This is a genomic window from Kocuria kalidii (genome assembly GCF_044462225.1).
GTDB classification, from domain to species: domain Bacteria; phylum Actinomycetota; class Actinomycetes; order Actinomycetales; family Micrococcaceae; genus Kocuria; species Kocuria kalidii.
This window is the reverse complement of sequence record NZ_JBISWJ010000028.1, coordinates 1-23,062: the sequence shown is the minus strand read 5'-3', so window position 1 is coordinate 23,062 and position 23,062 is coordinate 1. Positions and strand designations below refer to the sequence as shown.

The following is a 23,062-nucleotide window of genomic DNA, read 5'->3' as shown; positions in this document are numbered from 1 at the left end:
GCCCCGTGCCCCGGCGCACGGGTCGATACCCTGTTGGGCATGAGCGCAGCGGGCAGGACAGGAACCGAACGGCGGGTCGTGGTGGTCGGGGCGGGTCCGCGCGGGCTGTCGGTGCTGGAGCGGCTCGCGGCCCGCGCGGCGGTCTCGGGCACCCGGGTGCGCATCGACGTCGTCGACCCCTTTCCGCCCGGGCCCGGGCACGTGTGGCGGACGAACCAGTCCCCGCTGTACCTCATGAACACGCCCTCGCTGTTCCCCACGGTGGTCGCCGACGACGGCGTGCTGCCCGTGGACCCCCTCGGGCCGCTGCGGAACATGAGCTTCGAGCACTGGCGGCTCGCCGCCGTGGCGGGGTCGATCGCCCTGGATCCCGACGACGCCGCCCACCTGACCCGGATGACCCCCGCGTCCTATCCCTCCCGGCGGATGTACGGCGTCTACCTCGACTGGGTCTTCCGCACGCTGCGGGACGCCCTCCCGGACTCCGTGCAGCTGGCCGTGCACCGGGCCGAGGCCGTGGGCGTGCACGTGCGCGAGCACGCCCGGCACCGCTACGACGTGGAGATCAGCGGCGGGCAGAACCTTCCCGCCGACGCCGTGGTGCTCGCCCTCGGCCACCTCGACGCCGACCTGCGCCCCGACCAGCGGGAGCTCGTGGACGGCGCCGCCGAGTTCGGGCTGACCTACTGGCCGCCCGCCGTGCCCGCCGACGTCCGCTGGGAGGACCTGCCCGCCGGGCGCACCGTGCTGGTGCGCGGCATGGGCCTGAACTTCTGCGACGTCCTCGCCCAGGTCACCGAGGGCCGCGGCGGGATCTACACGCAGGAGGGGGAGCGCTTCGTCTACCACCCCTCCGGGCGGGAGCCCGTCATCGTCGCGGGCTCCCGCCGCGGCGCCCCGTACCGCTCCAAGGCGGTGCTCGAGGGCTACTACGCGTCCTCCCTCGTCACCCGCTTTTTCACGCTCGACGCCGTGCGCGCGCTCGCGGCGAGGTCGGAGGGGCCGCTGTCCTTCGGGACGGACCTCTATCCGCTGATCCGCAAGGACGCCCAGTGGAACTACTACACCGTCCTGGCCCGGACCGCCCCGGACGCCTTCGAGACCGACCCCCGGGAGTTCCTGGACCGCTTCGACGCCGTGCTGAGCTCCGGGGACGACCACCCCGAGGGGCCGTGGACCTCCCGGGCCGAACGCCTCATCGCGTCCGCGGTGGTCCCGGGCCGGCAGCTCAACTCCATCCGGCTCGCCCGACCGTTCGAGGGGCTCAGCTTCGCCTCGCACGACGAGTACGCGGCGGCGGTGGTGCACCACCTGGACCGGGACGTGCACGGCGCGCTGGCCGGCGAGGGCGACCCGCTGCAGATGGCGATCGCCTCGCTCAACGCCGCACGCACCGTACTCAAGGCCGTGCTCGTGGACGTCGGGATCAGCGACGCCTCCTGGACCGACGAGCTGCGGCGCACGTTCGAGCCCTTCGTGGAGGGGCTCGCCTCGGGCCCGCCCGTGCTGCGGAACCAGCAGCTCGCGGCCCTGGCGCGCGCGGGCGTCGTGCGCTTCCTGGGCCCGGACCCGCAGTTCCTCGTGGACGAGGAGGAGGGCCGGTTCGTGGCGAGCTCCCCCTGGGTCAAGGACGAGCCCTTCCGCGCCGAGCACCTCGTGGAGGCCATGTCCCCGCCCAACGACGTCCGGCGCAACATCTCCCCGCTCCTGTCCGCGATGCACCGGGAGGGCCTCGTGCGGGTCCGGGCGATGCAGACCCGTGACGGTGTGGCGACCGTGCCCGGCGGCGGCCTCGACGTGAGCCGGCCACCGTACCGGGCCGTGCGCGTCGACGGCGGCGTGGAGCCCGGCGTGCACGTGCTGGGCCTGCAGCTCTCGGCCGTCCAGTGGGGCGTGGCGATCGCCGCGGAGGCGGGCTCCTCCGCGGAGCTGGGCGCCCGGACCCTGGCGGACGCGGACCGGATCGCCGAGGCGGTGCTGGAACCGCGTCCCCGCCCCGCCGCCTCCTGAGCCCCGGCCCGGCGTCCTCCGGCCCGCCCAGCCGTCCCGGCGTCCGCACCGGGGACACGGGCAGGCCCCCGCCGGGCGGACCGGCGGGGGCCTCGTGAGCGCGGAAGGTAAGGGATTCGAACCCTTGGCACGGGGTCACCGCACACCGGTTTTCAAGACCGGCTCCTTCGGCCGCTCGGACAACCTTCCCGGTGCTCGTCCCGGACCGCGGCACGGCCGGACGAGCGCGCGTCCATTCTTCCACGGCGCCGGGAGCCCCGCCAAAGCCCCGGCTAGGGTGGGGTCGTGAGCGCACCGGAGGATCCCGCCCGCGGGACGACGACGATCGTGTGGTTCCGCGACGACCTGCGCGTCACGGACCACCCCGCCCTCGAGGCCGCGTGCCGGCGGGGTGCGGTGCTGGCCCTCTACGTCCTGGACCAGGAGTCCGAGGGGGTCCGGCCCCTCGGGACGGCCACGAAGTGGTGGCTGCACGGGTCGCTGCGGTCCCTGCGGGACACGCTCGGCGAGCTGGGGATCCCCCTCGTGCTGCGCCGCGGCGCCGCGGAGGACGTGCTGCCCGAGGTCCTCGGGCGCACGGGCGCGGGCGGGATCACGTGGAACCGCCGCTACGGCGGGCCCGAGCTCGCCGTGGACGCCGGGGTGAAGCAGTGGTGCGCCGAGCACGGGGTGGAGGCGCACTCGTTCCAGGCCGCCCTGCTGCACGAGCCGTGGGCCCTGCGCACGGGGGCGGGCGGCCCGTACAAGGTGTTCACCCCGTTCTGGAAGGCGCTCCGGGCACTGGAGATCCGCCAGCCGCTGCCCGTCCCGGACACCGGCCGGGGGGCGGCAGCAGAGGTCGCGGCGGCCGCCGGCACCGAGGACGAGGACGACTGGACCCTGTTGCCGCCGGCGGGGACCGCCGCCGGTCTGGATGCGACGTGGACCCCCGGGGAGGCGGCCGCGTGGGAGCGGCTCGACGACTTCCTCGACCGCGTCGAGGACTACGACGAGGGCCACGACCGGCCCGACCGGGACAGCACGAGCCGGCTCTCCCCGCACCTGCGGTGGGGCGAGATCAGCCCGTTCGCGGTGTGGGACGCGGCCGTCCGGCACCGGTCCGAGCAGGGGAGCAGCCCGGGGCTGGAGAAGTTCCTGGCCGAGCTGGGGTGGCGGGAGTTCAACTGGCACCTGCTCCACCAGCTGCCGGACCTGCACCTTCGCCACGTCCGCCCCGCCTTCGACGCGTTCCCGTGGCGGGGCCCGGACGAGGCCGCCGGTGACCTCCTGGCCTGGCAGGAGGGCCGCACCGGCTTCCCGCTCGTGGACGCCGGCATGCGACAGCTGCGGGCCACGGGGTGGATGCACAACCGGGTCCGGATGGTCGCCGGCTCCCTGCTGACCAAGAACCTCCTGGTCGACTGGCGGGCCGGGGAGCAGTGGTTCTGGGACGTGCTCGTGGACGCCGACCCGGCGTGCGGCGCGGGGAACTGGCAGTGGGTGGCCGGCTCCGGCGCGGACGCGAGCCCGTTCTTCCGGATCTTCAACCCGCTGACCCAGGGGCGGAAGTTCGACCCCGACGCCCGCTACATCCGGCGCTGGATCCCGGAGCTGGCCGGCGACGACGGGGTGGACCCGCACGAACCCGGCCTGCTCGGCCCGTCGGTGGGCTACCCCGAGCCGGTCGTGGACCTGCCGACGAGCCGCGGGCGGGCCCTGGACGCCTACGCCTCGATCCGCTGAGCAGGGCGCGGCGCCCGGCGGTCCGCCGCGGGCCGACGCCGGGTGACCCGGTCCGCGCCCCGCGACACAATGGGAGCGCACATCGTCCCCGATCGGAAGGCCCCACCATGCGCGCAGTGCCCGAGACCACCCCCGGCGGACCCGAGGTGCTCGCCGTCGTCGACGTGCCCGCTCCCGGGCTCACGCCCGAGGGCGTGCGGATCCGGGTCCGTGCCGCGGGCGTCAACCGGGCCGACGTCATGCAGCGCGAGGGCAGGTACCCGGTCCCTCCGGGGGCGTCCACGATCTTCGGCCTCGAGGTCTCGGGCACGGTGCTGGAGCTCGGCGCCGCGGTGCCCGCGGACTCCGGGCTCACGGTCGGGGACGACGTCGTCGCCCTCCTGGACTCCGGCGGCTACGCCGAGGAGGTCGTGGTGCCGGCCGGCCAGGTCCTGCCCGCCCCCGCCGGCGTGGACCTCGTGGCCGCCGCGGGGCTGCCGGAGGTGTGCGCCACGGTGTTCTCCAACGTCTTCATGGCCGCCGCCGCCCGCGAGGGCGAGACCGTCCTGGTGCACGGCGGCACGGGCGGGATCGGCAGCAACGCCATCCAGATGTGCCGGGCGCTCGGCCTGCGGGTGCTCACCACCGTCGGCAGCCCGGCGAAGGCCGCCGCCGCGCGGGAGCTCGGCGCGGAGACCGTCGACTACCGGCAGGAGGACTTCGTCCAGCGCGTGCGGGAGCTCACGGACGGGCGCGGCGCCGACATCGTCCTCGACGTCGTGGGCGGGCCCTACCTCGGCCGCAACCTGGACGCGCTGGCCACGAGCGGGCGCATCGCGGTCATCGCCACCCAGGGCGGGCGGACGGGGGAGCTGGACCTCGGCAGGCTCATGGCCAAGCGGGCCGCCGTGATCGGCACCACGCTGCGACCGCGTCCCGTCGCGGAGAAGACCCGCATCATGCAGGCCGTGCAGGAGCACGTGTGGCCGCACGTCGAGTCCGGGGCCGTCCGATCGATCGTCGACCGCACCTTCCCCCTCGAGGAGGTCGCGCAGGCCCACGAGTACTTCGACTCCGGCTCGCACATCGGCAAGGTCCTGCTCGTCCCGTGAGCGCACCGGCACGGCAGGGCCCCGGAGCGGGTGCTCCGGGGCCGCGCCGTGCCGGGTGCGCCCGGTGCCCCTGCGCACGGGGGGCCGGGCCGCTCGCCGTAGGATGGAGCGTCTCCTCTCGAAAGGACCGCCCGTGGCATTCCTGCGCGACTACCGCGCCGCTCGCCGTGACGAGGCCGAGCTCGGGCAGGGCGTCTGGCGCCGTGCCCACGACCGGTTCCGCCGGGGTCTGGACCGCTTCCACCAGATCCTCGAGAGCCTGCCGGACAAGGCGCTCGCGCAGTCCGTGGTGCCCACCGCCAACGCGCTCGCCGACCTGCTGCCGGAGGTGCGGGCCGTGTGCACCGCGGCGCAGCGCACCGCACCGAGCAGCAGCCACGACATCCCGGCCTCGGCGGGCGGCTACCTCAACGACGTCCACCGCGAGCTCTCCCGGGCCGGCAACGCGATGGCCCAGGCCGCGGAGGCCCTGACCATGGCCCGGTTCATGCGCGCCGACGACGAGACCGCGGCCCACCGCCTGGACGCCGTCGTCCGCCGAGCCGAGGCGGTGCGGGAGCACGTGGAGCGTGCGGAGGAGCTGCTGCGGCGCGGTTGAGCGTGGACGGGGGTGGACCCGACAGCCTGCTGATGGTTTGATGGGCGGCATGAACGCTTCCGGATACGACTACCGCGCGGCCGACGACCAGTTCGACGGCCCCTGGGCCCGCTCGCCCCTCGGACGCCCCGGCCGCGGGGGGCCCGGTCGCTTCGGTCCCGGCTACGACCTGTCCGGCCGCCGCGGTGGCCGGGCAGGACGGCGCTCGGGATTCCGGATGCTCCCCATTCCCGGCTACTCGACCCGGACCCGCCGGGGCACGAACGTCTCGGTGGGCGGGTGCTGCCTGCCCATCCCGATCGGGTGCCTCACCACCACGGTCCTGGCCGGAGCGGCCGCCGTGGTCGTGGGCCGCGCCGCCCGCTCCTGAGACCCGGCCGGCGGATCACACGGCCGCCGGCTCCGGGCGGACGGCGTCGACCGCGGCGGGCCCGTCCTCCTCGGCCTCCAGCGGCGGGCTGAGGCGCCAGCCGACGGCCTCGAGGTCGAGGGCGAGGCGCACCTGGCCGGTCACCGGTCCTTCGTCGCAGTAGCGGCCGAACGAGCGGTGCACGTCCTCGAGCGCCTGCCAGCGGACCAGGGCCGCGACCCCGCCCACGGCGGTGGGCCGGGCGGAGACGGCTCCCACGTTGCGGTCCTGCAGCGCCGACAGGGCGCGGGCCAGGAAGCCCGGGGGCAGCTGGACGTCCGGGTCGAGGACCAGGACCAGGTCCTCGGGCGCCATCCGGACGGTGCCCAGGGCCTGGTTCAGCGCCCCGGCCTTGTGGTGCCGGTTGTCGACGGTCAGCAGGACCTCGGCGCCGGCATCCAGGGCCACCTCCACGGTGGCGTCGGTGGACCCGTCCGACATCACGAGGATGCGCTCCGGCGGGCGGGTCTGGCGGTGGAGGGAGGCGACCGCGTGCTCGACCCGGCCGGCCTCGTCGTGCGCGGGAATGATCGCGGCGATCATGACGACTTCTCTCGGTGTGCTCCGCCTGTGCCCCGCCGCCGTTCTCCCCCGGCGGCGGGGCTCCGGAGCGGTCCCCGACGGGACGCAAGTGGTGACAACGGGAGCCCCCTGACGTGTTGTCCTGGACAGAAGTCTAGGCACCCCGACCGACAGTTTACATCCGCAAATCAGGGGACGTCCGCCCCGGTGGCCGGGGGGTCGCGGGGCTCCTCGACGTCCTGCGGAGGGCGCTGCTCCTCGGTCCTCCCGTACTCCCGGCGGAGCTTCCAGACGTTCGTGTCGCCGTGGCGCTCGAACACCACCCGGCTCACCAGGGCCTGGATCAGGGCGAGCCCGCGCCCGGACTCGAGGTGCTCCGGCGCCATGGAGCCGGCGAGGTCCACCTGGGCCGGTGCGGCGCCGATCTCGTAGATCCTCGCCTCCAGCCGGTGCGCGCCCGCGGCCAGGTCCACCGCGAGCTCGATGGGTTCCTCCGCCGCCGGGACCGCGTGCACCACCACGTTTCCGGCCGCCTCCACGACCGCGAGGGTGAAGGCCATCCGGTCCGTCTCGGGCACGAACGCGGCCTCGTCCCACAGGGCGTCCAGGTCCTCGTGCAGGGCGTCCACGGTCCGGGCCGTGGCCGGGCCGCGGCGGGACCGGCGGGACGTCGGCTCACTCATCGGCTCACTCATCGGCGAAGGCCGCGTCGGCGGTGTCGTACGGGGTCAGGACGCGGTGCATGCTGGTCAGCTCGAGGACCATCCGCACCTGGGGGCGGACGTTCGCGATGCGCAGGTCGCCGCCGGCCTGACGGGCCAGTTTGAGGCACCCGATGAGGGCCCCCAGGCCGGAGGAGTCCATGAACTCGGTGCCGCCGAGGTCGACCACCACGTGGCTGCTGCCCTCCTCCACGACCTTCGCCACGATCTCCCGCAGGCCGGGCGCTCCCACCATGTTGAGCCGTCCGGTGCCCGTGATGTGGGCGAACCTCGGCTTCTGCTCAACCGTGAACTGCATCGGCACTCCTCTTCTCCGGGTCGGGACCCGGGTATCTTGCGGCGGTGACGAGCACGCTCAGCACCACCAGGTCGAAGGCGGCCCAGGCCACGTTGACGAGGGTCCCCACCGGCTCGTTGAGCCCCACGGCCAGCCGGAGGGCCCCGACCACGAGGGCCGCGGCCAGCATGCCCATCACCACCAGCTGCGGGCGGACGAGGTGCCAGGCGGGGCCGGCGTCCTGCCGCACCCCGGGCTCGACCGCGAGGCCGGGGGGCCGGCCGGACCAGACGGTGCGCGCGGCCGTGGTGCACGCCCCGATCCAGACGGGGAACAGGGCCAGGCGGTACTGCCGGGTCCGCCAGGTGGGGATGCCCCGTGCCACCACGAGGACCAGCAGCTGGTGCACCACCACGAAGGGGACGAACCGGGCGAAGAAGTCGCCGTCGAGGCTGGTGACCGGCAGGACGCCGAGCACCAGGTAGACGATCGGGGCGGCGAAGTAGACGACGGCCGCGAAGCCGCCGAGACAGCTCCACATCGTGGCGAAGTGCATGAGCCGCTGACCCCACCCGAGCCGGCGCTGCAGCAGCGGGTTCTCCCGGAGCAGGACCTGCACCGTGGCCCGGGCCCGGTGCCGGCGCCGGGCGAGCACGGTCCCGAGGTCCTCGGGGGCCACGCCGCGGACCAGGATCTCGTGGTGGTAGACGCTGCGCCGGCCCAGGCCGTGGAGGCGCGTGGTCAGGGCCATGTCCTCGGCGACCGGGATCGTGGCGAGCGGCACCACCGGCCGGGCCTCCCCGGGCCGATCCGCGGAGACGGCCTCGAGGACCCGGCGGACCGGCTCCACGGCGGCCAGCGGGGAGAGGTCGCGGCGGGACATCCGGTCCACGGCGGCCGCGAGCTCGTCCGGCCACACCATGCCGTCCTCCGGGGGCAGCTCCAGGGCCGCGATCGAGGCGAGGTCCGCCTCGATCTGCGAGAAGTCCCGGGTCACGGTCCGCCGCGCCGCCGCGTCCACCTCCCGCTGCAGCCGGTGGGTCAGCTCCGCGAGGGGGGCGCCGGCTCTCAGCTCGGTGCGGGCCCGCTCGGTGGCGGCCTCGACGTCGTCGAGCATGCCCGAGACGACGGGGTTCGCGGCCTCCGGGGACCGGCGTGCCCTCCGCAGGGCGGCCCGCGTGCGGGCCAGGGACGCCTTGACGTCGCGCTCGGTCTCCTCGAGGTGGCCGGAGCGCCCGAGCTGCAGGAGCGCCTCGCGGCGCAGGATCGCGTTCGTGCCGCAGAAGAGGGCGGCGTCCCAGCCGTCCTTGCCCTGCTGGACCGGGCCGTGGAACAGGGGGTCCTGGCTGCCGAGCGGGTCGTGGTCGGGCACGCCGGCGAACCACAGCGGCGTCTGGACGAGCGCCACCTCGCGGTCGCCGAACCAGCCCAGGGTGCGGTCCAGGATCTCCGGGTCGGGCACCTGGTCCGCGTCGAGGAGCAGGAGGAACTCGCCCTCGGTCGCCGTCAGGGCGTGGTCGAGGCCGCGTGCTCCGGCGGGCTGCGGCCGGCCGGTCCGGTCCTCGCCGCGGGCCAGGTAGCCCAGCCCGTGCCCGGCGGCGAGCGCCCCCAGCTCGGGGCGGGCCCCGTCGTCGAGGATCCAGGTGCGGTGCGGGTACCGGATCGCCTGCGCCGCCAGTGCCGTGCGCAGCACCTGGTCGAGGGGTTCGTCGGAGGTGGAGACGAGGACGTCCACCGTGGCGCCGGCGGGCGGGTCGCCGGCCTCGCCCCGGAGCCTCGGCCGCCACACGGTGAGCCCGAAGAGGGCGACGTGGACCAGGCTGTAGGTCTCGGCCAGCACGAGGGGCACGGCGATCCACCACGCGGACCAGTTCAGCGACTCGAGCCAGCGCCAGGCGAGGTAGTTGACGCCCAGCAGGACCGTCAGGAGGACGAGCAGCCGGACGAGGGAGCGGTTCACGGGGCGGCCCGCGGCTCGGGCCGGCGCCGGACGACCACGGCGGTGACGTCGTCGGACAGCGCCTGCCCGCTGGCCAGGTCGAGGACCGCGGTGCAGGCGCTCTCGGCGTCCTCGTGCCGGGAGACCACGTCCGCGACGGCCCGCACGGCCTCCTCGACGTCCTCGTACGCGTCGAGGAGGCCGTCGCTGACGACGACGAGCGCCTCGCCGGGCGCGAGGGCGATCCGGCCGGGCTCCCACTCGGTCCCGGGCACCGCTCCCACTGGGGGACCTCCCGTCCGCAGCCGGTCGACCCCGTCCGCACGCACGTGCAGGCCGAGTCCGTGACCCGCGTCGACGTAGTCCACGACCGCCCGGGCCGTGTCCAGGCGGGCGTGGAAGAGCGTGACGAAGGAGTCGGAGTGGGCGAGGTCGTGCTCGAGGTGCCGGCAGGTGGTGCGGAAGGCCCGCGCCATGTCCGGCTCCCCGGCCGCCGAGCGCAGCACCGCGCGGACGGTGGCGGCGATGAGTGCGGCGCCCATGCCCTTGCCCATGGCGTCCGCCAGGGAGACCTGGAGCTCGTCCCCGGCCGCGTACCAGTCGAAGAAGTCCCCGCCCACGCTGCGCGAGGGCCGGCACGCACCGGCCACGTCGTAGCCGGGCACGAAGGGGGCGGCCGCGGGCAGCAGGCTGCGCTGGACCTCGGCCGCGCGGCGCAGCTCCTCGGCGTCGGCCTGCTCGGCCCGGGCGCGCGGCCGGCGGAACATCGCCTCGATCCGGGCCTGCAGCTCGCGGGGGCTGAACGGCTTGCTGATGTAGTCGTCCGCCCCGAGCTCGAGGCCCTCCAGCCGGTCGATCTCGCCCGGACGGGCCGTGACCATGAGCAGGTAGGCGTCGGAGAACTCGCGCACCCGCCGGCAGACCTCCAGGCCGTCCAGGTCCGGGAGGTTGAGGTCCAGGGTGATGAGGTCGGCACCGTCGCGGCGCACGGCCTCGATGCCCTCGAGACCGGTCGCGGCGGTCGTCACGGCGAAACCGCGCATGCCGATGGTCTGGGCGAGGAGGTTGCGGATGTCGTCGTGGTCTTCGATCACGATGGCACGGCGACCCTGGGGGGGAGGGGTCATGGACCCATTAAGCCGCTATTCTTTGCAATTGTCATCCCGACCCCCCGGGGATGGCGCACCTTGTCGGAAGAGATCTCCCGTGGACCGATTGCTCACCGTCCTCTCCCTCGACCGGATCAGCTTCCACGAGCTGTCGATGCGCGTGCGCGTGCTCCTCAGCCAGCTGCCGTTCTTCGTGACGACCGTCGTCCTCGTCGCCGGGATCTGGTTCGTGCACGAGCCGCTGCGCGACGACCTGCGCGTGCAGTTGGGCCTGGCGCTCACGGTGGCGCTGACGGTCCTGTGCGTGCTGGTGCCGTGGGACCGGCTGCCCTACGGCGCGTGGCTCGTGATCCCGGTCCTGGACTTCGTCCCCATCACCCTGCTCCGGGAGGGCACGCTGAGCACCGTGACGGGGGTGGGCATCATGGCGGCCTTCCCCGTCGTCTGGCTCACCGGCTCCGGGCGGCTGCCCCGGGCGTCCGCACCACTGGGGTTCGCCCTGACCCTCGCCATGGTGTGGGTCCCGCTCCTCGTCCCGCCCCGGCCGCTGAGCGCAGGGCTGTTCGCGGCCCCCCTGCTGATCCCGTTCATGTTGCTGGGCATCGGGCTCACCGTCCAGGTGCTCTCGACCAGCATGGAGCGCCAGAACGCCGAGCTGGCGGCCAAGGACGCCGAGCTGCGCCGGCTGCTGGCCGTGACCGCCCGGCGGGAGCGGCTCCTGGACACCGTGCTCGACACCGTGGACGTGGGCGTGCTCGCGATCGACGAGCACGGTCACGACGTCCTCATGAACCGGCGCCAGCACCGGATCCACGAGCTGTCGCTGCCGGAGGGGATGCGGGACGGCGCCGAGGCGGACCTGCGCGTCTACGCGGACGCGGACGGGACGCCGCTGCCGCCGGACCGGCGGCCCGCCCTCCGTGCCATCCGCGGCGAGTCCTTCTCCGACACCCTGATCTGGGCGGGGGATCCTCCCGCCCAGCGGGTGCTCTCCGTGTCCGCCCGCGTGCTCCGCGACGAGCGCGGGCACCCCGAGGGGTCGGTCCTGTCGTTCCACGACGTGACCGAGCTCGTGACCGCGCTGCAGGCCAAGGACGACTTCCTCGCCGGTGTCTCCCACGAGCTGCGCACGCCGCTGACGTCCATCCGCGGCTACACCGAGCTGCTGGCCATGGACGAGCGGCTCCCGGGGCACGTCCGCTCCGGGCTCGAGGTCATCGAGCGCAACGCCGACCAGCTGCTGGTCCTGGTGGAGGACCTGCTCCGCACCGCCGGCTCCGTGCTGGAGCTGCAGTCCGTGGAGACCGACCTCGTGCAGGTGGTGCAGCAGTCCGTCTCGGCGGCCGGGCTGCGCGCCGCGGAGGCCGGGGTCGACCTGCGGGTCGACGCCCCGTCCCGCCTGGTCCTGGACTGCGACCCGGTGCGTCTCGGCCAGGTGTTCGACAACCTGCTCTCGAACGCCATCAAGTACTCCCCGGACGGCGGACCGGTCACGGTCCGGCTGGCCCCGGCCGGGACCACCGTGCAGGTGCAGGTGGCCGACCGCGGCATGGGGATGCACCCGGAGGACGCCACGGACGTCTTCGACCGGTTCTTCCGCAGCCGCAACGCCCGGATGAGCGCGATCCCGGGGCTGGGCCTCGGCCTCGCGGTGGTGCGCGAGATCGTCGAGCGCCACGGCGGCACCATCCGCTGCGACACCGCGCCGGGGGAGGGGACCGTCTTCACCCTCGACCTCCCGGTCCGCCAGGACAGGCCCGTCGCGGTGGCCGCGCAGGGGGGCGTCCGCCGCTCCGGCTGAGGCTCCCGGGCCGGCGACGTCGGAGGCCCCGGACCCTGGCGGGTCCGGGGCCTCCGAGCTGCCGGAGCCTCCTGTCGGAATCGAACCGACGACCTTTTCATTACGAGTGAAACGCTCTACCGACTGAGCTAAGGAGGCGTGCACGTCACCGTCCGGGACGGGCTCAGTGCAGGTGAAACTGTAGCAGAGAGCGCCACGGCGCCCCCAATCGGGGGCGGCCGGGCGCGGCACGGCCGCCCCCGCGTGTTCACCGGATCGTCGGCCGCGGTGCCTTACCGGCACGGGCGCCGGGGGCGCAGCCTGGACGCAACGACGACGGGGCGGTCCGCTGCGGCCCGCCCGGAACAGGAGCGGCCCAGTGCGACCACCCGACGGCGGCCTCGCGCCGGACCTCGAGCTGGCCTTCCTGGACATGTCCGGGACCGTGTTCCACGACGACGGGATCATGGAGCGGGCCTTCGAGCGCACCGTGACCGGGCTCGGCGTCGACCCCGGGTCGGAGCGGTACGGGCGGATGCTCCACCACCTCCGGGGCACCCTGGGCCGGTCGAGGTCCGAGGTGCTCGAGCAGCTGTTCGCCACGGAGCCCGTGCGGGCGCGGCAGGCCGTGCGGGACTTCGGGCGGCACCTCGACGAGCTGCTGGCCACCGAGGGCGTCCACCCGGTGGAGGGCGCGGAGCAGGCGGTCACGGAGCTGCGCGAGGCCGGCCTGCGGGTCTGCCTGGCCACCGGCTACGACCGGCACAGCCTCAACACGCTCCTCGAGCGGCTCGGCTGGACGGGTCTCGCCGACCTCAGCCTGTGTCCCTCGGACGCGGGGCGCGGACGACCCTGGCCGGACATGGTGCTCACCGCCGTGCTGGCCCTGGACCTGGGCGACGTCCGCCGGGTCATGGTGGTGGGGGACACCGCCGCGGACGTGCAGGCCGGGCTCCGCGCCGGGTCCGCCGCCGTGGTCGGCGTCCGCACGGGCGCGCACGACGCCGCGTCCCTGCGTGCGGCCGGGGCCCACGTGGTGGTCGACTCGGTCCGTGACCTCCCCGGCCTCGTCCGGGCGCCCGTGCCGAGGTGGGGCTGAGGCCCGCTCCGGCGCCGGTGGACCGCGTGCCGGCAACACGTGCCGGTGACCCGTGCCGGCAGCCGGGACGACGGCGGCCCCGGTTGTTGGCATGCTGGAGGACGGCCGGCGAATGCCCGGCCGTCGTCGTCGGCCCCCAGCACACCGCGGAGGACACCATGGACAGCGCGCCCCCGTCTCCCCACCGCGTCCGGCCCCGGCCGTGGCGGACCTCCCAGCGGGTGGTCGTGCTGGGCACGATGACCGCCTTCGGGCTCCTGGGGCTCGTCTGCCTGCTGGCCGGGGTCGAGTCCGTGGTGCGGGCCCGCCAGGGGACCGCCGACCTGTGGCTGGAGGCCGCGGCGGTGACCGCGCCCGACGTGCTGGACCTGGGCCCGGGGCTCTCGTCGCAGGGGTACGACCACGTGCACCTGGGCGTGGCGGGAGCGCACCCGTCGAGCATGGTCCTCTACGCGCTGACGCTCGCGCTCGGCTCCACGGTGGCGGCCGGCATCTGCGGGTTCCTCGCGTACGTGTGCTACCGCATCTACATCCGCAGACCGTTCGGGCGGATCCTGACCGTGGGCCTGACGGCCTGCTCGGCCGCCCTCGTGGGACTGTCCCTGCTGGGGCCGCTCCTGTTCGCCGCGGCCCAGGAGCGGATCCTCGCCGACCTCGGCGTCGAGCTCGGACGGGCCCCCTTCGTCAACGACTACTCCTTCGGTGAGACCGACGGGATCGTGCTCGTCGCGGGGGTGTTCCTCGGCCTGCTGGCGCTGGCCTTCCGCGCGGGCGGCTGGATCCAGCGGGAGGGGCTGGACCCGCAGTGACCCGCCCCGCCCCGGGACCGTGCGGGGCCGGCCGGCGGGCGGGGCCGGCCCGCGCGGTTCAGGAGCAGGTCGTGCCCTCCGCGGGGAGCTCGCCCTCGAGCAGGTACGCGTCCACGGCATCCTGCACGCAGCTGTTGCCCGCCGTGTAGGCGGTGTGGCCGTAGCTGTCGTAGGTCAGCAGCCGGGCGTCGTCGAGCTGTGCCACGAGCGCCTCGGACCAGCGGTAGGGGGTCGCGGGGTCGTGGGTCGTGCCCACGACCAGGACCGGGTCGGCCCCCGCGGCGTCGAGCGGCGCCAGGTCGCCCGCCGGCGCCGCCGGCCATCCCTGGCACGCGGCGTCCCCGTAGCCCAGGTACGGGCCGAAGGTCGGCGAGACCTGCTCGAGCCGCTCCTGGTGCTGTGCCATCTGCTCGGCCGTGACCGTCCCGTCGGGCCGGTCGAGGCAGTTGACCGCGGTGAACGCCATGGTGGTGTTGTTCGTGTACCGGCCCTCGGCATCGCGCCCGTGGGTGGCGTCGGACTGCGCGAGCAGGCGGGAGAAGTCGCCGTCGAAGGCCTCGCCCAGGGCCTCGTTGAGCGTCTCGTAGGTGGTCGTCGCGTAGAGCGGCCCCAGGATGCCCTCGACCACGTTGGTGGCGGTGACCCGCCGGCCGTCGGCGGCGGTCACGGGCTCCTCCTCGACCGAGGCGATCAGCTCCTGGATCCGGGCCGTCGCCTCGTCCACGGAGAGACCGGCCACCACGCAGTCCCGGAACTCGGACTGGCACTGCCGCACCCAGTGCCGCAGGTTGTCCTCGAAGCCCTCGGCCTGGTCGGCGGTGGCCTCCATGTCGCTCAGGGTGGGGTCCACACCGCCGTCGAGCACGAACCGGCCGACCCGCCCGGGGAACAGATCGGCGTAGACCGCCCCCAGGTGGGTGCCGTAGGAGAAGCCCAGGTAGGTCGTCCGCTCGTCGCCGAGGACGGCCCGCAGCACGTCCATGTCCCGGGCGGCGCTCGCGGTGTCCATCTCGGCCACGAGCTCGCCGGCGTCCTCCACGCACGCGGCGCCGAGCCGTGCGTACTCCTCCCGGATCCGCTCGGCCGGCCGCTCCTGCGGGTCGACCATCGGCTCGGCGCGCCAGGCGTCCAGCTCCGCGTCGTCGAGGCACTCGATGCCCGCGGAGCGGCTCACGCCCCGCGGATCGAAGCCCACGACGTCGTAGGCCTCGCGCACGTCACGGGTGACCGTGTACGGCGCGTAGAGCATCGCGTCCACCCCGGAGGCCCCGGGGCCGCCGGGGTTCAGGAGCAGGCTGCCGCGGGCGTCCCCGCGGGCGGGCAGGCGTGACATCACCACGGTGGTCGACCCGCCGGCCGGGTCGTCGTAGTCCAGGGGCACCTCGACGCCGGCGCACTGGAGGTCGTCCTCCGCGCCTCCCGTCTCCACCTCGAACTCGCAGTCCCCCCAGGTCACGGTCTGCGTGTAGAAGCGCTGCAGCTCCTCGGGACTGCCCGCGACGACGGCGCCGCTCGCGCCCCCCGAGGTCGGTTCCCCCGTGGCGCCCGCGCCGGGGGCGGAGCAGCCGCCCAGGAGCAGGCCGGCGGCGGTCAGGGCGGCGGTGGCGGGCAGGAAGGCGCGGCGTGGGGGGTCGGCGCGGCGGATCATGGGGCTCCTTGGGGGTGGGAGTTCGGGCGGGGTCAGAGCAGGGACACGGCCATGGCCTCGAACGCCAGCTGCGCGCTGACGTTGGTGCGGATCCGGTCCCGGGTGCGGCTGATCACGTCGATACGGTGCAGGGTGCGCTCGGGGGTGGAGTTGGACGCGTGGTCCCGCAGCTGCTCGGCCAGGTGCTCGTTGACCAGGGCGGAGCCCGTGCGCAGCTGGAGGGTCAGGACGTCGCGGTAGAACGTGGTGAGGTCGATGAGGAAGCGGTCGAGGGTGTCCGTCTGGATCCGCCGGGACCTGCGCTTCTGGTCCGCCTCGAGCCGGTTGAGGGCGCCGCGGATGGCCGGTGGCACGCGGCCGGAGTCCGGTGCGCCCAGGGCCACGAGCAGCTGCTTCCGCTCCGACTCGTTGCGGGACTCGGCGTCCGCCTGGGACTCCTCCACGGCGATCTTGTGCAGCCGGTCCGCGGCACGGACGGCGTCAGGGACCCCGGAGAGCTTCAGGGGCATGGAGACGACCTCCTGCCGCCGGGTCCGGGCGTCGTCGTAGAGGGCGAGCCGCTTGGCGATCCCCACGTGCGACTGCGCCAGCCGGGCGCTCTCCTCCGCGCGCCGGCGGGGCACCCCGTGGCGGCGGATCAGCAGCTCGGCCACGTCCGCCACGGCGGGGACCTTCAGGGTGGCCGGACGGCAGCGCGAGCGGATGGTCACGAGCACGTCCATGGGGCTCGGGGCGCACAGCAGCCAGATCGTGTTGGGCGGGGGCTCCTCGACCGCCTTGAGCATGACGTTCGAGGTGCGCTCCACCATGCGGTCCGCGTCCTCGACCACCATGACGCGCCAGCGGCCCACCGACGGGCGGTCCTGGGCGCGGACGACGAGCTCGCGGGCCTCCTCGATGGTGATCTGCGGGTTCTCCGTGACGAAGTGGGTGAGGTCCGCGTGCGAGCTGGCCAGCACGGTGCGGCACGCGTGGCACTGCCCGCACCCGCGGTCGGCCGGGTCCTCCTGCTCGCACAGCAGGGCCGCGGCGAACGCGAGCGCCGCGTTGGAGCGCCCGGATCCGGGCGGACCGGTGAACAGCCACGCGTGGGTGGGCCGCTCCTCCTGGGCGGCGCGCCGCAGCTGGGCCACCACGGCGTCCTGCCCCAGCAGCTGGTCCCACACGCTCACGCGCCGGCCTCCACGGCGGCGGGGAACCGGGGGAGCCCGGTGAGGCGGGCGCGCACGGCGGCGGCGATCTCGCCGGCCGGCCGGGTGGCGTCGAGCACCAGGTAGCGCCCCGGATCCCGGTGCGCGAGCTCGAGGAACGCCCTCCGGTTCGCGTCGTGGAACGCGTCGGGCTCGGTCTCCAGGCGGTCGCCCGAGGTGCCGTCGCGGGCCTCCCGGCGCGCACGTCCCGTTCCGGACGGCACGTCCAGCAGGACGGTCAGGTCGGGGACGAGCCCGGCCGTGGCCCACGCGTTGAGCTCCGCGACGCGGTCGAGCCCGAGGCCGCGCCCGGCGCCCTGGTAGGCGGCGGACGAGTCGGCGAACCGGTCGCAGACCACGGTCCGCCCGGCGGCCAGCGCGGGGCGGATGAGCTGGGCCACGTGGGCGGCGCGGGCCGCGGCGAACAGCAGGGCCTCGGTGCGGGGGTCGACCGGGCCGTGCGCCGGGTCCAGCACGAGGTCCCGCACCTTCTCGCCCAGCGGGGTCCCCCCGGGCTCCCGCGTGCGCAGGGCGTCGTGCCCCTCGGCGCGCAGGGCGTCCACGAGGCGGCCGACCTGGGTGGACTTCCCGGCGCCGTCGCCGCCCTCGAACACGACGAAGAACCCGCGCCCGGACGGCGCGGGGGAGGTGTCCGCGGCGGAGGCGGTCGGCGGAGCGGGGTCCGGTCGGGAGGTCACGGCACCAGCCTAGCCACCCCCGCGGACGGCGTGCCCCGGCCCCGCGCGGAGGGGGAGGGCGCGGGCCGCTACCCTGGGCCCATGACTGCGCGCCCCGAGATCCCGTCCGCCCACGGCTCCGCCACCCTCCGCCCGGACACGGTGGTGGTCTCCGGCGGGCGGCCCGCGCCGGAGCACGACGCGCCGGTCGGCCCGTCCATCGTCCTGACCTCGACCTACCGCGGCTCCGGCGGGTCCGTCCCCGCGGACCGGGCCTACGGGCGCTACAGCAATCCCACGTGGGAGGACCTCGAGGACGTGCTGGCCCGGCTCGAGCAGGCGCAGCTGCCCGCGCTGGCCTACGCGTCGGGCCTGGCCGCGATCGCGTCGGTGCTCGCGCTCGTCCCGGTGGGCGGGCGCCTGGTCATGCCCCGGCACAGCTACCAGGGCTCCCTGGCCCTGGTCGCCGACCTCGAGTCGCGCGGAATGCTCACGGTCGGCACCGTGGACGTCGCGGACACCGAGGAGGTCGTGGCCGCCCTCGACTCCGCCGACATGCTCTGGCTCGAGAGCCCCACCAACCCCATGCTCGAGGTCGCCGACCTCCCGGCGCTGCTCGCCGCGGCCCGCGCGCGCGGCGTGCTCACGTGCGTGGACAACACGTTCGCCACCCCGCTGCTGCAGCGTCCGCTCGAGCACGGCGCCGACGTCGTGGTGCACTCCGTGACCAAGTACCTGGCGGGGCACTCCGACGTCGTCCTGGGGGCGGCCGTCACCTCCGACCCCGCCCTGCGGGACCGGCTGAAGGGGCACCGCACCCTGCACGGCGCGATCCCGGGGCCGTTCGAGGCCTGGCTCGCGCTGCGGGGGATGCGCACCCTCGCGCTGCGGGTCGAGCGCTCCGCGGCCACCGCCGGGGAGCTCGCCCGCCGGCTCCGTCAGCACCCGGCCGTGCTCGAGGTCCGCTACCCGGGCCTGCCCGGGGATCCCGGGCACGAGCGCGCCGCGGCGCAGATGGACGGCTTCGGCTCCGTCGTGGCGATCGTCCCCGCGGGGGACGTCGCCGCCGTCGAGGCCGCCGTGGACGGCGTGCGGGTGTGGACCCCCGCGACCTCGCTCGGCGGGGTGGAGTCGCTGATCGAGCGGCGGCGCCGGCACCACGAGGAACCGCGCAGCGTCCCGGAGACCCTGCTGCGCCTGTCGGTGGGCATCGAGAACGTCGAGGACCTCTGGGAGGACCTCGATCGCGTCCTGTCCGGGATCGACCGGTAGGCTGGGCCCCGTGGACATTCCCTGGGTCTTCTATATCGTGCGTTTCATCGACATCGCGCTCGCGCTGGTCGTCGCCGGCCTGGCCGTGTGGGCCTTCGTGGACTGCCTGACCAAGGCGCCGGTGCAGTTCCAGCGCGCCTTCAAGCGCACCAAGGGCTTCTGGCTGGCGCTCACGGGGGGCTCCCTCGCGTTCACGATCCTCACCCTGCTGCTGCTGCGGCCGAGCCTGTTCATCCTGCTCATCGCGGGCACGGCCGTGGGCGTCTACCTCGCCGACGTCCGCCCGGCGGTGGGCCTGGAGTCCAAGGGCCCCAACAACTGGTGACCGGCGCCCGGCCCGGCCGGCGGCCCCGTCGCTGAGCGGGCGACACGGACCCGACCGCGACCCGCGCTTGTCCCGCGCTCCCGCCCGGGTGGAAGAATGGGGCCATGGCTACCGAATCAGCACCGTACAAGCTCGTCCTGCTCCGGCACGGACAGTCCGACTGGAACGAGAAGAACCTGTTCACCGGGTGGGTGGACGTGGACCTGACCGAGAAGGGGCGCGAGGAAGCCGTCCGCGGCGGTGAGCTGCTCGTCGAGAAGGGGATCGCCCCGGACGTCCTGCACACGTCCCTGCTGCGCCGGGCGATCACCACCGCCCACCTCGCGCTGGACCGGGCGGACCGGCACTGGATCCCCGTGAAGCGGTCGTGGCGGCTCAACGAGCGCCACTACGGTGACCTGCAGGGCAAGGACAAGACCCAGGTCCGCGAGGAGTACGGCGACGAGCAGTTCATGACGTGGCGCCGCTCCTACGACGTCCCGCCGCCCGAGCTCGACGACTCCGACCAGTACTCCCAGGCCGGCGACCCCCGGTACGACGACGTCGAGAACCCTCCCCGCACGGAGTGCCTCAAGGACGTCCTCGACCGCTTCCTGCCCTACTGGGAGCAGGAGATCGTCCCCGATCTGCAGGCCGGGCGGACGGTCATCGTGGCCGCGCACGGCAACTCCCTGCGGGCGCTCGTGAAGCACCTCGACGGCATCTCCGACGACGACATCTCGGCCCTGAACATCCCCACGGGCATCCCGCTCTACTACGAGCTGGACGAGGACCTCCGCCCGGTCGTGGCCGGCGGCGAGTACCTCGACCCCGAGGCCGCCGCGAGCTCGATCCAGGCGGTCGCGAACCAGGGCAAGAAGTAGACCCGGCAGACCACCTCGGAACGGGGCAGAACGAGCAGGGGCCGGGTCCACCGCAGCGGTGGACCCGGCCCCTTCCCGTGCCCGGACGGGGCTCGGCCTGCGCCCGGACTCGGGCTCACTCGCCCCCGTCGCGGCCCACGTGCCCGTGGCCGGTCGGGCGGTCCGAGCTCGCGGGGACCCAGTCGCCGGTCACCAGGTAGGAGACCTTGCGGGTCACCGAGACGCCGTGGTCCCCGATGCGCTCGAGGTAGCGGGAGCAGAGCGTGATGTCCACGGCGGTGGGCACCGGGCAGTCCCACGACGGCGCGGCGAGCGCGTCGAAGACGGACTGGTGCAGCTTGTTGACCTCGCCCTTGAGCGAGTAGATGTCGTCGGCGAGGGAGAGGTCCCGGGTCTGGAGCACCTGGATGACGCGGTCCACGATCTGCAGGTCGAGGTCGAACATCCGCGTGAACGTGTCCACGAGGGGCTCGGGGATGACGGGCTCCGGGTAGCGCAGGCGCACGGCCTGGGCCAGGTGGCGGGCGAGGTCGCCCGCGCGCTCCAGGGACGCGCTCATCCGCAGGGCGCCCACGATCATGCGCAGGTCCGAGGCCACGGGGCTCTGCAGCGCGAGGATGTCGATCGAGCGCTCGTCGAGGTCGTTCTGCAGGAAGTCGATCCGGGCGTCGTTGGAGATGACCTCCTCGGCGAGCTGGATGTCCGCGTCGAGGAGGGCGTCCTTGGCGCGGGCGAGGGCCTCTCGCACGAGGGTGGCGATCTGGATGAGCTCCTCTCCGACCTGGTGGAGTTCTGCCTGGAAAACCTTGCGCACGGATGCGTCCTTTCGAGATGCGGCGACGTCCGCCGGGCCCGCGGCCGGCGTGCGGCGCGGCGCGGGACGGATGACGAGGGGGCCGGGTGCGAGCACACCTGCCGCCACGGTCACAGTCAGGGGTGAACTTCCGCTCATCTTAGGATGAACGTTCGTTGAACCCGTAGCCCGTGACGTCCGGTGCGGGCCCCCCGCGCCACCGAGTGCCTAAGCTGGATCCGTGAGTCCAACTGCCATCGCCGTCGTCGCGGGTCTGCTCGGCTTCGCCCTCGGGGTGAGCGGTCTGATCGCCCTCCGGGTGAGCGGACGCGGGCGCCGGGCCCGTGCCGACGTCCAGGAGCCCACGCTGCCCGAGGGCACCGCGGACGTGCTCGCGGTGATCGGCCGCGCCTACGTGGTGGTGGACGGGGTCGACGGGGTCGTGCGCGCCTCCCCGGCCGCCTACGCCTTCGGCCTGGTCCGCGGGCACACCGTGGTGCACGACCAGATGCTGGAGATGATCCGCCGGGCCCGGCGCAGCGGCGTGATCGAGGAGCAGCGGGTCGAGCTGTCCCGCGGCCCGTTCCAGACGGGGGCGGTGGTGCTCGACGTCCGGGTGGCGCCCATCGCGGGGGAGTACATCCTGCTGCTCGCGGACGACCAGACGGAGATCGTCCGGGCGCAGTCGATCCGCAACGACTTCGTCGCCAACGTCTCGCACGAGCTGAAGACCCCCGTGGGGGCGATCGGGCTGCTGGCCGAGGCGATCGAGGACGCCGCCGAGGACGAGGAGGCCGTGCGCCGCTTCGCCCAGCGCCTGCACAAGGAGTCCGCCCGGCTGACCGCGCTCGTCCAGGACATCATCGAGCTCTCCCGGCTCCAGGGCGCGGACGTGGTCACCGAGGGCCGGCCCGTGGACCTCGGCCGGGTGATCGCCGACGCCGTGGACCGCAACCGGTTCCCGGCCGAGACCAAGGGCATCGAGCTCGCGGTGGGCGGGCGCGTCACCCGCCCCGTCTTCGGCGACCCCGACCTGCTCGTCACGGCGGTGCGCAACCTCATCGACAACGCCGTGCACTACTCCCCGGAGGGCACCCGCGTGGGCATCGGCGTCCGGGAGCGGAACGGGATGGCCCAGATCTCGGTGACCGACCAGGGCCCGGGCATCCCCGAGGACGAGCAGGACCGGATCTTCGAGCGGTTCTACCGGGTGGACGTGGCCCGCTCCCGCAGGACGGGCGGGACCGGACTGGGCCTGAGCATCGTCAAGCACGTCATGTCCCAGCACGGCGGCGAGGCCACGGTGTGGTCGCAGCCGGGCCGCGGGTCCACGTTCACCCTGACCATCCCCCAGATCGAGGGCGCCGACGACCCCGGGGAGGCCGCGCAGACGGCTCCCGGTGCGTCCGCCCGACCGGCGCCGGACCGGGCGCACCCCACCCCTGAGACATCGACCCCACGGCCCGTCGCCCCCGCGGCGCGTGCCGGGAGCACGGAGGACCGACAGTGACCCGCATCCTGATCGTCGAGGACGAGGAGTCCCTCAGCGACCCGCTCTCCTACCTGCTCGGCAAGGAGGGGTTCGAGGTCGAGGTCGTCGACAACGGCGTCGACGCCGTGGCGGAGTTCGACCGCTCCGGCGCCGACCTGATGCTGCTGGACCTCATGCTCCCCGGACTGTCCGGCACCGAGGTGTGCCGGCAGGTGCGGCAGCGCTCGTCCGTTCCGATCATCATGCTCACCGCCAAGGACGCCGAGATCGACAAGGTCGTGGGGCTCGAGCTGGGCGCCGACGACTACGTCACCAAGCCGTACTCGTCCCGGGAGCTCGTGGCGCGGATCCGCGCGGTGCTGCGCCGGCAGGGGGAGCCCGAGGAGCTCGTCTCGGCGACCGTGCAGGCGGGACCCGTGCGGATGGACATCGAGCGCCACGTGGTCAGCGTGCACGGCGAGCGGGTGGCGATGCCGCTCAAGGAGTTCGAGCTGCTGGAGATGCTGCTGCGCAACTCCGGGCGCGTGCTGACCCGCGGGCAGCTCATCGACCGGGTCTGGGGCTCCGACTACGTGGGGGACACCAAGACCCTCGACGTCCACGTCAAGCGGCTGCGCGCCAAGATCGAGCCCGACCCGTCCGCGCCCCAGCACCTCGTGACGGTGCGGGGCCTGGGCTACAAGTTCGAGGGGTGAGCGGGCGGCGCCGCCCGCGG

General features: G+C 74.4%; 22 protein-coding genes and 2 tRNA genes. 13 read left to right on the top strand and 11 right to left on the bottom strand.

All coding sequences use genetic code 11. The features are described from left to right. Positions 1-39: 39 nt before the first annotated feature. Positions 40-2,010, top strand: coding sequence for an FAD/NAD(P)-binding protein (locus ACH9D3_RS04500; protein ID WP_396410020.1), 1,971 nt, complete (start codon positions 40-42; stop codon positions 2,008-2,010). A gap of 101 nt (positions 2,011-2,111) precedes the next feature. Here the strand turns inward: ACH9D3_RS04500 and ACH9D3_RS04495 are convergent. Further along, positions 2,112-2,199, bottom strand: a tRNA-Ser gene (locus ACH9D3_RS04495). Positions 2,200-2,295: 96 nt separating this feature from the next. On the opposite strand from ACH9D3_RS04495, the gene ACH9D3_RS04490 reads away from it, so the two are divergent. The 4 genes from ACH9D3_RS04490 (at position 2,296) to ACH9D3_RS04475 (ending at position 5,791) form a co-directional block, all read left to right on the top strand. Beyond that, positions 2,296-3,732, top strand: a complete 1,437-nt coding sequence (locus ACH9D3_RS04490; RefSeq protein ID WP_396410019.1) for an FAD-binding domain-containing protein — start codon at positions 2,296-2,298, stop codon at positions 3,730-3,732. 107 nt (positions 3,733-3,839) lie between these two features. Then, the gene (locus ACH9D3_RS04485) at positions 3,840-4,823 is read left to right on the top strand and encodes a zinc-binding dehydrogenase (RefSeq protein ID WP_396410018.1); all 984 of its coding nucleotides are present in this window, start codon (positions 3,840-3,842) and stop codon (positions 4,821-4,823) included. Positions 4,824-4,956: 133 nt separating this feature from the next. Next, complete coding sequence (locus tag ACH9D3_RS04480; protein ID WP_396399504.1) at positions 4,957-5,421, top strand: hypothetical protein; 465 nt, start codon at positions 4,957-4,959, stop codon at positions 5,419-5,421. Between the two features lie 49 nt (positions 5,422-5,470). After that, on the top strand, positions 5,471-5,791 hold the full coding sequence (locus tag ACH9D3_RS04475) for a hypothetical protein (RefSeq protein ID WP_396410017.1): 321 nt from the start codon (positions 5,471-5,473) through the stop codon (positions 5,789-5,791). A gap of 15 nt (positions 5,792-5,806) precedes the next feature. Here ACH9D3_RS04475 and ACH9D3_RS04470 read toward each other — a convergent pair whose 3' ends face one another. The 5 genes from ACH9D3_RS04470 to ACH9D3_RS04450 all read right to left on the bottom strand — a co-directional run bounded on the left by ACH9D3_RS04470 (position 5,807) and on the right by ACH9D3_RS04450 (position 10,417). Beyond that, positions 5,807-6,373: a glycosyltransferase family 2 protein gene (locus tag ACH9D3_RS04470; RefSeq protein WP_396399502.1), complete on the bottom strand. Its 567-nt coding sequence runs from the start codon at positions 6,371-6,373 to the stop codon at positions 5,807-5,809. Between the two features lie 167 nt (positions 6,374-6,540). Further along, a complete protein-coding gene (locus ACH9D3_RS04465) occupies positions 6,541-7,035 on the bottom strand; it encodes an ATP-binding protein (RefSeq protein ID WP_396410016.1) in 495 nt (164 codons plus the stop codon). Positions 7,036-7,039: 4 nt separating this feature from the next. Further along, positions 7,040-7,372: an STAS domain-containing protein gene (locus ACH9D3_RS04460; RefSeq protein WP_396399500.1), complete on the bottom strand. Its 333-nt coding sequence runs from the start codon at positions 7,370-7,372 to the stop codon at positions 7,040-7,042. Continuing rightward, positions 7,356-9,311 carry a glycosyltransferase gene (locus ACH9D3_RS04455; protein WP_396410015.1) on the bottom strand — a complete coding sequence of 652 codons (1,956 nt, stop codon included), beginning with the start codon at positions 9,309-9,311 and terminating at the stop codon, positions 7,356-7,358. The genes ACH9D3_RS04460 and ACH9D3_RS04455 overlap by 17 nt, the downstream gene beginning before the upstream one ends. Next, positions 9,308-10,417, bottom strand: coding sequence for a SpoIIE family protein phosphatase (locus ACH9D3_RS04450; protein ID WP_396410014.1), 1,110 nt, complete (start codon positions 10,415-10,417; stop codon positions 9,308-9,310). Before ACH9D3_RS04450 ends, ACH9D3_RS04455 begins: the two co-directional genes overlap by 4 nt. Before the next feature lie 79 nt (positions 10,418-10,496). On the opposite strand from ACH9D3_RS04450, the gene ACH9D3_RS04445 reads away from it, so the two are divergent. Then, entirely contained in the window at positions 10,497-12,200 is a 1,704-nt protein-coding gene (locus ACH9D3_RS04445; protein WP_396410013.1) for an ATP-binding protein, read from the top strand. A gap of 65 nt (positions 12,201-12,265) precedes the next feature. On the opposite strand, the gene ACH9D3_RS04440 is transcribed toward ACH9D3_RS04445, so the two are convergent. Then, positions 12,266-12,338, bottom strand: a tRNA-Thr gene (locus ACH9D3_RS04440). 220 nt (positions 12,339-12,558) lie between these two features. Between ACH9D3_RS04440 and ACH9D3_RS04435 the strand changes: the two genes are divergently transcribed. Next, positions 12,559-13,278, top strand: coding sequence for an HAD-IA family hydrolase (locus tag ACH9D3_RS04435; RefSeq protein ID WP_396410012.1), 720 nt, complete (start codon positions 12,559-12,561; stop codon positions 13,276-13,278). Between the two features lie 158 nt (positions 13,279-13,436). Further along, the gene (locus ACH9D3_RS04430) at positions 13,437-14,087 is read left to right on the top strand and encodes a hypothetical protein (RefSeq protein ID WP_396410011.1); all 651 of its coding nucleotides are present in this window, start codon (positions 13,437-13,439) and stop codon (positions 14,085-14,087) included. A gap of 58 nt (positions 14,088-14,145) precedes the next feature. On the opposite strand, the gene ACH9D3_RS04425 is transcribed toward ACH9D3_RS04430, so the two are convergent. Genes ACH9D3_RS04425 through tmk form a run of 3 tightly spaced genes read right to left on the bottom strand, consistent with a single transcriptional unit; the run spans position 14,146 to position 17,623 of the window. After that, entirely contained in the window at positions 14,146-15,735 is a 1,590-nt protein-coding gene (locus ACH9D3_RS04425; protein ID WP_396410010.1) for an alpha/beta fold hydrolase, read from the bottom strand. Between the two features lie 32 nt (positions 15,736-15,767). Then, positions 15,768-16,907: a DNA polymerase III subunit delta' gene (locus ACH9D3_RS04420; RefSeq protein ID WP_396410009.1), complete on the bottom strand. Its 1,140-nt coding sequence runs from the start codon at positions 16,905-16,907 to the stop codon at positions 15,768-15,770. After that, on the bottom strand, positions 16,904-17,623 hold the full coding sequence (tmk, locus tag ACH9D3_RS04415) for a dTMP kinase (RefSeq protein ID WP_396399492.1): 720 nt from the start codon (positions 17,621-17,623) through the stop codon (positions 16,904-16,906). Before tmk ends, ACH9D3_RS04420 begins: the two co-directional genes overlap by 4 nt. A gap of 81 nt (positions 17,624-17,704) precedes the next feature. Between tmk and ACH9D3_RS04410 the strand changes: the two genes are divergently transcribed. The 3 genes from ACH9D3_RS04410 to ACH9D3_RS04400 all read left to right on the top strand — a co-directional run bounded on the left by ACH9D3_RS04410 (position 17,705) and on the right by ACH9D3_RS04400 (position 20,062). Beyond that, positions 17,705-18,874 (top strand): PLP-dependent transferase, encoded by a 1,170-nt coding sequence (locus ACH9D3_RS04410; protein ID WP_396410008.1) that lies wholly within the window; start codon positions 17,705-17,707, stop codon positions 18,872-18,874. Positions 18,875-18,884: 10 nt separating this feature from the next. Then, positions 18,885-19,199, top strand: coding sequence for a DUF2516 family protein (locus tag ACH9D3_RS04405; protein WP_396399490.1), 315 nt, complete (start codon positions 18,885-18,887; stop codon positions 19,197-19,199). Between the two features lie 104 nt (positions 19,200-19,303). After that, positions 19,304-20,062, top strand: a complete 759-nt coding sequence (locus ACH9D3_RS04400; RefSeq protein ID WP_396399489.1) for a phosphoglyceromutase — start codon at positions 19,304-19,306, stop codon at positions 20,060-20,062. Positions 20,063-20,177: 115 nt separating this feature from the next. Here ACH9D3_RS04400 and phoU read toward each other — a convergent pair whose 3' ends face one another. After that, positions 20,178-20,876, bottom strand: coding sequence for a phosphate signaling complex protein PhoU (gene phoU, locus ACH9D3_RS04395; RefSeq protein WP_396399488.1), 699 nt, complete (start codon positions 20,874-20,876; stop codon positions 20,178-20,180). Positions 20,877-21,096: 220 nt separating this feature from the next. Between phoU and ACH9D3_RS04390 the strand changes: the two genes are divergently transcribed. Next, positions 21,097-22,365 carry an ATP-binding protein gene (locus ACH9D3_RS04390; RefSeq protein ID WP_396410007.1) on the top strand — a complete coding sequence of 423 codons (1,269 nt, stop codon included), beginning with the start codon at positions 21,097-21,099 and terminating at the stop codon, positions 22,363-22,365. Further along, a complete protein-coding gene (locus tag ACH9D3_RS04385; RefSeq protein ID WP_396399486.1) occupies positions 22,362-23,042 on the top strand; it encodes a response regulator in 681 nt (226 codons plus the stop codon). The genes ACH9D3_RS04390 and ACH9D3_RS04385 overlap by 4 nt, the downstream gene beginning before the upstream one ends. The last annotated feature ends 20 nt before the right edge of the window (positions 23,043-23,062 follow it).

Bases quoted from the DNA above. Each gene is read 5' to 3' on its own strand.
- ACH9D3_RS04470 (WP_396399502.1), bottom strand. From the start codon at position 6,373: ATGATCGCCGCGATCATTCCCGCGCACGACGAGGCCGGCCGGGTCGAG.
- ACH9D3_RS04485 (WP_396410018.1), top strand. From the start codon at position 3,840: ATGCGCGCAGTGCCCGAGACCACCCCCGGCGGACCCGAGGTGCTCGCC.
- ACH9D3_RS04475 (WP_396410017.1), top strand. From the start codon at position 5,471: ATGAACGCTTCCGGATACGACTACCGCGCGGCCGACGACCAGTTCGAC.
- ACH9D3_RS04450 (WP_396410014.1), bottom strand. From the start codon at position 10,417: ATGACCCCTCCCCCCCAGGGTCGCCGTGCCATCGTGATCGAAGACCAC.
- ACH9D3_RS04465 (WP_396410016.1), bottom strand. From the start codon at position 7,035: ATGAGTGAGCCGACGTCCCGCCGGTCCCGCCGCGGCCCGGCCACGGCC.
- ACH9D3_RS04460 (WP_396399500.1), bottom strand. From the start codon at position 7,372: ATGCAGTTCACGGTTGAGCAGAAGCCGAGGTTCGCCCACATCACGGGC.
- ACH9D3_RS04500 (WP_396410020.1), top strand. From the start codon at position 40: ATGAGCGCAGCGGGCAGGACAGGAACCGAACGGCGGGTCGTGGTGGTC.
- ACH9D3_RS04430 (WP_396410011.1), top strand. From the start codon at position 13,437: ATGGACAGCGCGCCCCCGTCTCCCCACCGCGTCCGGCCCCGGCCGTGG.
- ACH9D3_RS04425 (WP_396410010.1), bottom strand. From the start codon at position 15,735: ATGATCCGCCGCGCCGACCCCCCACGCCGCGCCTTCCTGCCCGCCACC.
- ACH9D3_RS04410 (WP_396410008.1), top strand. From the start codon at position 17,705: ATGACTGCGCGCCCCGAGATCCCGTCCGCCCACGGCTCCGCCACCCTC.
- ACH9D3_RS04400 (WP_396399489.1), top strand. From the start codon at position 19,304: ATGGCTACCGAATCAGCACCGTACAAGCTCGTCCTGCTCCGGCACGGA.